This window comes from Cryobacterium glucosi (assembly GCF_004402235.1).
GTDB lineage: Bacteria > Actinomycetota > Actinomycetes > Actinomycetales > Microbacteriaceae > Cryobacterium > Cryobacterium glucosi.
In genome coordinates, this window is the sequence record NZ_SOFS01000008.1 from 47,683 (window position 1) to 54,076 (window position 6,394).

Sequence of the window (6,394 nt, forward strand, 5' to 3'; positions counted from 1 at the left end):
TCTCCACAGCCGGGGGCGCGGAACCCGTGCGTTTGTCTGCGCTCAGTGACACACTCGAGCCATGAGCAGCAGAGAGCATGGGATCCGATGCGCCATCGTTCCGCCGTACCTCCTGGTTCGGCTCGCGAGACTCGACGACCCGCGGTACGCGGCCGCCGCCGACGCGGCGAGGCACTCGCTCCTGCGGGACGCGCCGCTGCGCGAGCGACGGAGCACGACGCATCCGCCGACCGTGCACCCGGCCGCCCGCGGCGGGGCAGCCACTCCCGGTGAGCTCGACAGGGCCGTTTCGGATGCCGGCGGCCTCGAACGCCTGCCCGGTCGCCTGGTGCGGTCGAAGGTCCAGGCCCCCGTCGGTGATGTCGCGGTGAACGAGGCCTGGGACGGCCTCGGCCACACCCATGCCCTGTTCTGGACCGGGTTCGGGCACGACTCGATCGACGGCCATGGACTGCCCCTCGAGGCGAGTGTGCACTACGGCCGCAACTACGACAACGCCTTCTGGGACGGCGAGCGGATGGTCTTCGGCGACGGCGACGGCGAGGTGTTCAACCGGTTCACGGCGTCACTGACGGTGATCGGCCACGAGCTCACCCACGGGGTCACCCAGTTCAGCGCCAACCTCGCCTATGAGGGACAGTCGGGGGCCCTCAACGAATCCGTGTCCGACGTGTTCGGGTCGCTCGTCGAGCAGTTCGCCCTCGGGCAGTCCGTCGCAGAGGCGAGCTGGCTGATCGGTGCCGGCCTCTTCACCGACCAGGTCCAGGGCGCGGCGCTGCGCTCGCTCAAGGCGCCGGGAACGGCGTACAACGACGACGTGCTCGGCATGGACCCGCAACCGTCGGACATGAGCGGCTACGTCGATTCCGTGGACGACAACGGAGGCGTGCACCTGAACTCGGGTATCCCGAACCGGGCGTTCTACCTCGTGGCCGCCGAGCTGGGCGGAAACGCGTGGGAGGGCGCCGGCCGGATCTGGTACGACACGCTCACGAGCGGAACGCTGCGGCCCCGCGTCGACTTCTCCGGGTTCGCCCGCGCAACCGTGACGGCCGCGACCAGGCGATTCGGCCCCGGCTCCCGCGAGCACAGCGCTGTCGTGGCCGGCTGGAGTGGTGTCGGGCTCGGGAAGGGACTCGGCGGAGTAACATCGCGGGCATGAAGGTCATCGTTTCGCGAAGCGGTGGCATCGCCGGAGTGCGGGTCACCTGGGAGGTCCAGGTCGACGAGCAGGCCGACGCGGCGGCGTGGACCGATTTTCTCGCGTCCCTGCCCTGGGACGACGTCGTCGAGAGGGCGCCGGAACCGGACCGCTACGTGTACCGCATCCGGTGCGCCCCCCACGAAGTCGTGCTCGCGGAACCGGACCTCTCCGGCCCGTGGCGGCAGCTCGTCGACCGGGTGCGCACCACGCACGACCGCGACTGAGGCCCGGACGGCCCTGCACCGGCTGCGCGCGGGGGGTCGCGTCGGCCCGGTTTCGAGGCGGTGCGGCCCGACCGGGACATTCGGGTCTGCCGTGAGTTCACGTCGACAGCGGAGGGTGGTGGCGGAGCACCCGGTTGCGTGGGAATATGAACCATGGAAACCAACGACCTGTATCCGGTGCATGTCCTCGACGATGAGGAATGCTGGGACCTCCTGATCTCCTCGAGCTTCGGTCGCCTCGCCCTCAGCATCGCGGGCGAACCGGACATCTACCCGGTCAACTTCGTCGCCGCCGACCGGCGTCTGGTCTTCCGCACCGCGGAGGGAACCAAGCTCCTCGAACTCACCGTCAACAACAAGGTCGCCTTCGAGACGGACGGTATCGGACGCGACGAGGCCTGGAGCGTCGTCGCGAGGGGCCACGCACGGGTGCTGGAACAGCAGACCGACATCGATGCCGCCGACCAGCTGCCGTTGCGCCCGCTCATCCCGACGCTCAAGTACATCTACGTGGAGATCATTCCCGAGACGGTGAGCGGCCGCCGATTCCAGCTCGGACCAGAACCCGAACGGTACTGATGAGCGGCCCGGCCGTCCCCGGCACCGTCCTGGTCACCGGGACCTCCTCGGGCATCGGGCTCCAGGCCGCGGTCGCGGCCGCCCGCGCAGGACACACCGTCGTCGCGACCATGCGCACCCTCGAGGGAGCCCGCGCCCTCCGCAGCGCGGGCGAAACGGCGGGCGTGAACCTCGACATCCGCCGCCTCGACGTGACGGAGCCCGCGTCGATCACCGAGGTCATCGCGCACATGCTCGACCGGTACGGCCGGATCGACGCCCTGGTGAACAACGCAGGGGCCGGCCACGTCGGCACCATCGAGAACGAGGGCCTCGACGTCGTGCGCGCGGTCATGGAGGTCAATTTCTTCGGTGTCGTGAGCGTCACCCGCGCGGCGCTGCCGCACCTTCGGCAGAGCCGCGGCCGGCTGATCACCGTCACGAGCGTCGGCGGCGTCGTCGGCCAGCCGTTCAGCGAGGCGTACTGTGCGGCGAAATTCGCGGTCGAGGGATTCATGGAGAGCCTCGCCCCCGTCGCGGCGACCGCCGGTGTCACGGTCACGGTCGTCGAACCCGGCGCGGTCGCATCGTCGTTCGTCGACAACGTCGGCCTCGACCCGCGCGCCAGTCCGCCGAACGATCCGTATGCATCCGCCCTCGCGGGGTACCTCGCCAGGGCCGCGCAGTCATTCAGTGCCGCGCAGTCTGCGGAGAGCGCCGGGGCCTTCGTCGCCGCGCTGCTCGACGGCGAGCGTCCGCCGTTCCGGGTGCAGACCTCCGACGCGGCGCGCGCGTTCGTCGGCGTCAAACTCGCCGATGCCGACGGCTCAGCGGTGCAGCGCATGACCACGGCCTGGCTCGATTAGCAGCAGGCTCGACGGGCAGCAGGCTCGACTAGCGGCTGAGGCGCAGGAGGCGGAGCACCGCCAGCCCGTAGGCATCCGCCGCGTCGGTCGCCTCGACGGCCTCGAGCACCCCGGCGAGCAGCGCGGTGACCCGATAGGCGTCGTCGCCGAGCCGCTCGAGGGAGTGGAATGCACCCCCGAGCATCTCCCGGAGCTGGTCGTCCCGGGGGAGCCAGAGGGCGTCCTCGAGGGCGAGCGAGTCGAGTGCCCACTCGGTCGTGCCGTTGAAGCCGAGGATGGTGCCGGTGTCGAATTCATGCGGTTCGATGGTCATCTCGCTGACCGTGAACACCTCGACGTCGAAGCCGGCCCTTTCGATCCGGAACGCGTCGCCTGAGGCGGGCCGCCAGGCCAGTCCGGCGGCTTCGAGGGCACGTGCGCAGTCGATTGAGATCATGGGACATTCTCGTCCGGACGATCGCAGACCACTAGCGTTGAAAGGAAGAGTTTTCAGGAGGCAGTCCGTGACCCGAACCGTGAACCTGACGGTGCACGTCAAGCCCGGCAGCCGCAAGGGCCCGCTCGTCGCCGTCGACGACCCGGACTCCCTCGGCACTCCCGCGGCGACGAGCGCGCCGACGGATGCCTCGCTCACGGTCTACCTGCAGCAGCGGGCCGTCGAGGGCGCCGCCAACGACGCCCTCGTCAAGCTGCTCGCGAAGCACTTCGCCGTCTCGAAGAGCGCCGTCACGATCGTGCGCGGACACACCTCGCGGGTTAAACACGTGCGCATCGACCACGAGTCGTGATCGATGCGCACGGGTTGCGGGTGAGTGCGCGGCCTAGCTGACGCCGCGCAGGTCGATCACGAAGATGAGGGTCTGGCCGGAGAGGCGGTGTCCTCCGCCGGCGGGCCCGTACGCCAGATGCGGCGGCACGACGAGCTTGCGACGCCCGCCGACCTTCATGCCGGGGATGCCCTGCTGCCAGCCCGCGATGAGCGAGCGCAGCGGGAAATTGATCGACTGGCCACGGCTCCACGAGGAGTCGAATTCGTCGCCGGTGTCGTATTCGACGCCGAGGTAGTGCACGTCGACGGTCGCGCCGGCGGTCGCCTCGGCGCCCTCGCCAACCACGATGTCGGTAATGGTGAGCTCCGTGGGCGCTGGGCCCTCCGGTGCGTCGAGTTCGGGCTTGGTGTTCAGATCAGTCATGCACCCATCCAATCGGATTTCCCGGCATCATGCACGCTGGAAATTACCCCTTGCGCGAACGGCACCGGAGGGCGCACGATATCAGCAGGAACTCGTCATCCGGGAGAGTCGTCGGCAGTGCCACGCCACCGGATGACGAGTTCACTCGTTAACCGGCCGCGGGTCGACCGGCCGCGGGCGGCATCAGCCCTCTGAGAGCGGATGCCGGGCCTCAGCCGATCACGACCGCCCGGTGCGCCTGGACGAGAGCGAGAAGCTCGGCCTCGTCGGCGCGGGCGACCCGGTCGGCGGTGCCGTTCAGCATCCGCTGCCTGGCGAAGGCGAGCCGGGTCGCGTCGGCGATGAACAGGCGCATCGCGAGGCGACGTTCCCGTGGCTGCCGGGCGGCCCAGGCGCGCGCCTGCCGCCGCCCGGGTCCTGTCGCGAGCATCGAGACTTCCCTGGACGTGAACCAGCCGGCCACCGCGTACTCGCCGAGCCTGGCGACGGTGATCTTTTCCTCCTGGCGCCGGAGCAGCACGACGGCGACGATGTACCCGATGAAGAGCGGGAGCTGCACGAGCAGGTAGTAGAAGAGAAGCGCGGAGTCGTTCGTGAGCAGGTAGGCGGCGCCGTTCCAGAGGCCGTGCAGGGCGACCGCGAGCGCGAATCCGGCGAGAACGATGAGGACCCGGCCGAGCGCACCGCCGGCCCTGCGCCGGCTCACGATGCCGAACGCGATCCCGGTGCACGCGGTGAACGTGACGTGGGCGAACGGCGAGAAGACCCCGCGGACGAGGAACGTGAAACCGAGCCCGTCTGCACCGCTCTCGAGCATGGCCACGCCGAAGTACTGGATGTTCTCGGAGAACGCGAAACCGGCCGCGATCGTCGCCGCATAGACGATGCCGTCGACGGGCCCGTCGAACGTGCGCCGAAGCACGAGGAACAGCACCAGGATCCCGACGCCCTTCGCGCCCTCCTCGACGAGGGGCGCCTGCAGCACGGCGGCGAACGCATCCGTGCCCGAGCCCGCGCCGCCCGCCTCCGAGCCGGCGCGGGAGCTCCCCGCCGCGGCGAGCGCGAGCTGCACGCCGAGGTCGAAGACGAGGGCCGTGACGACGGAGATGCCGGCTCCCCAGAGGAACGCGAACCAGAGCGCGGGTCGGGGTTCCGGCTCCCAGCGATCGATCCAGCGCACCACGAGCAGGATGCCGGTGAGGGGCACGAGGGCGAGCAGGAGGCAGAGCACGAGGGCGGACGGACCGAGGAACGTGGAGAGGTAGACGAGGACGAGCAGGAGCGCCAGGCTCCCGAAGACGAGCCCGATGATCGTCAGTGCGATCAGGCCGCCCGGGGTACGGCGCACGGGAGCGGTCCACACCGGGGCGACGGGCGTCACCGGCCCGCCGAGGAGTGGGGCGGCGGAACCGGGTGCGGGCTCAGGCGTCATGACCCACAGGATACCGGGCGGGGCGGTTGCGGTTCTGACCGCATTCGGGGGTCGCGGACAGACCACGCGGTCCCGCGCGGGGCTTGTGCCGGGTTCGTGGGAGGCCGTCGGGCGGGCGCGCGATGTCCGAATTCCGCTACCGACCTCGGGTCGGGAATGGCAGGCTGGAGGGGTGAACCCTTCCGACGCCACGAGACGCACGCCCGGCCGATCCGGAACGACCGGCCGCTCCGGCGTCGCAGAGCGCGGCGACGACCGCCTCGCCGACCCGGTCTTCGCCGAACGGTACCGAGCGATGAGCTCCCGCGACGCGCGGTTCGACGGCCAGTTCATCACGGGCGTGCACTCGACCGGGATCTACTGCCGGCCGAGCTGCCCGGCGGCGACCCCGCGGCCAGGCAACGTCTCCTTCTACCTGACGAGCGCAGCGGCGCACGAGGCCGGCTTGCGCGCCTGCAAGCGCTGCCTGCCCGACGCGGTGCCCGGCTCCCCTGACTGGAACACCAGGGACGACCTCGCGGCGCGCGCGATGCGCCTGATCGACGACGGCACCGTCGAACGCGACGGCGTACCCGGCCTCGCCCGCCGCCTCGGCTACACCCCGCGCCACCTCACCCGGGTACTCGTCGCCGAGCTCGGCGCCGGTCCTCTCGCCCTCGCCAGGGCGCACCGCGCCCAGACCGCGCGCCTGCTCCTGCTCGGCACCGCCCTCCCGATCAGCGAGGTCGCCTTCGCCGCGGGATTCGGCAGCGTTCGCCAGTTCAACGACACGATCGCCGCGGTCTACGAGCGCACCCCGGGGGAGCTGCGCCGCTCTGCCTGCGCGCCGCGTGCGGGCAACACCGCCGGCGCACCCCGGGCCGCAGCCCGGGCGGCGACCGCGGCCGAGGCGACCGCCACCGCGCACGGCCAGGCCC

At 70.8% G+C, this 6,394-nt stretch carries 9 protein-coding genes; 6 read left to right on the forward strand and 3 right to left on the reverse strand.

The window, feature by feature from the left end; genetic code table 11:
• Positions 1–61: 61 nt before the first annotated feature.
• The 4 genes from E3O46_RS02375 to E3O46_RS02390 all read left to right on the forward strand — a co-directional run bounded on the left by E3O46_RS02375 (position 62) and on the right by E3O46_RS02390 (position 2,852).
• Positions 62–1,162 (forward strand): M4 family metallopeptidase, encoded by a 1,101-nt coding sequence (locus E3O46_RS02375; protein ID WP_134561035.1) that lies wholly within the window; start codon positions 62–64, stop codon positions 1,160–1,162.
• Positions 1,159–1,428 carry a protealysin inhibitor emfourin gene (locus E3O46_RS02380; protein ID WP_134449577.1) on the forward strand — a complete coding sequence of 90 codons (270 nt, stop codon included), beginning with the start codon at positions 1,159–1,161 and terminating at the stop codon, positions 1,426–1,428. The genes E3O46_RS02375 and E3O46_RS02380 overlap by 4 nt, the downstream gene beginning before the upstream one ends.
• A gap of 153 nt (positions 1,429–1,581) precedes the next feature.
• Entirely contained in the window at positions 1,582–2,007 is a 426-nt protein-coding gene (locus E3O46_RS02385; RefSeq protein WP_134449576.1) for a pyridoxamine 5'-phosphate oxidase family protein, read from the forward strand.
• The gene (locus E3O46_RS02390) at positions 2,007–2,852 is read left to right on the forward strand and encodes an SDR family oxidoreductase (RefSeq protein ID WP_134558836.1); all 846 of its coding nucleotides are present in this window, start codon (positions 2,007–2,009) and stop codon (positions 2,850–2,852) included. Before E3O46_RS02385 ends, E3O46_RS02390 begins: the two co-directional genes overlap by 1 nt.
• Positions 2,853–2,880: 28 nt before the next feature.
• On the opposite strand, the gene E3O46_RS02395 is transcribed toward E3O46_RS02390, so the two are convergent.
• Positions 2,881–3,288, reverse strand: a complete 408-nt coding sequence (locus E3O46_RS02395; RefSeq protein ID WP_134561036.1) for a hypothetical protein — start codon at positions 3,286–3,288, stop codon at positions 2,881–2,883.
• A gap of 67 nt (positions 3,289–3,355) precedes the next feature.
• Between E3O46_RS02395 and E3O46_RS02400 the strand changes: the two genes are divergently transcribed.
• Positions 3,356–3,640, forward strand: a complete 285-nt coding sequence (locus E3O46_RS02400) for a DUF167 domain-containing protein (protein ID WP_241975325.1) — start codon at positions 3,356–3,358, stop codon at positions 3,638–3,640.
• 33 nt (positions 3,641–3,673) lie between these two features.
• On the opposite strand, the gene E3O46_RS02405 is transcribed toward E3O46_RS02400, so the two are convergent.
• Both E3O46_RS02405 and E3O46_RS02410 read right to left on the reverse strand, forming a co-directional pair.
• On the reverse strand, positions 3,674–4,045 hold the full coding sequence (locus E3O46_RS02405) for an FKBP-type peptidyl-prolyl cis-trans isomerase (protein ID WP_166788266.1): 372 nt from the start codon (positions 4,043–4,045) through the stop codon (positions 3,674–3,676).
• Positions 4,046–4,256: 211 nt separating this feature from the next.
• The gene (locus E3O46_RS02410; protein ID WP_134561037.1) at positions 4,257–5,477 is read right to left on the reverse strand and encodes a PrsW family intramembrane metalloprotease; all 1,221 of its coding nucleotides are present in this window, start codon (positions 5,475–5,477) and stop codon (positions 4,257–4,259) included.
• Between the two features lie 295 nt (positions 5,478–5,772).
• Between E3O46_RS02410 and E3O46_RS02415 the strand changes: the two genes are divergently transcribed.
• Positions 5,773–6,394 (forward strand): bifunctional transcriptional activator/DNA repair enzyme AdaA (locus tag E3O46_RS02415; RefSeq protein ID WP_134561042.1); only part of this gene is annotated, 622 nt, incomplete at its 3' end.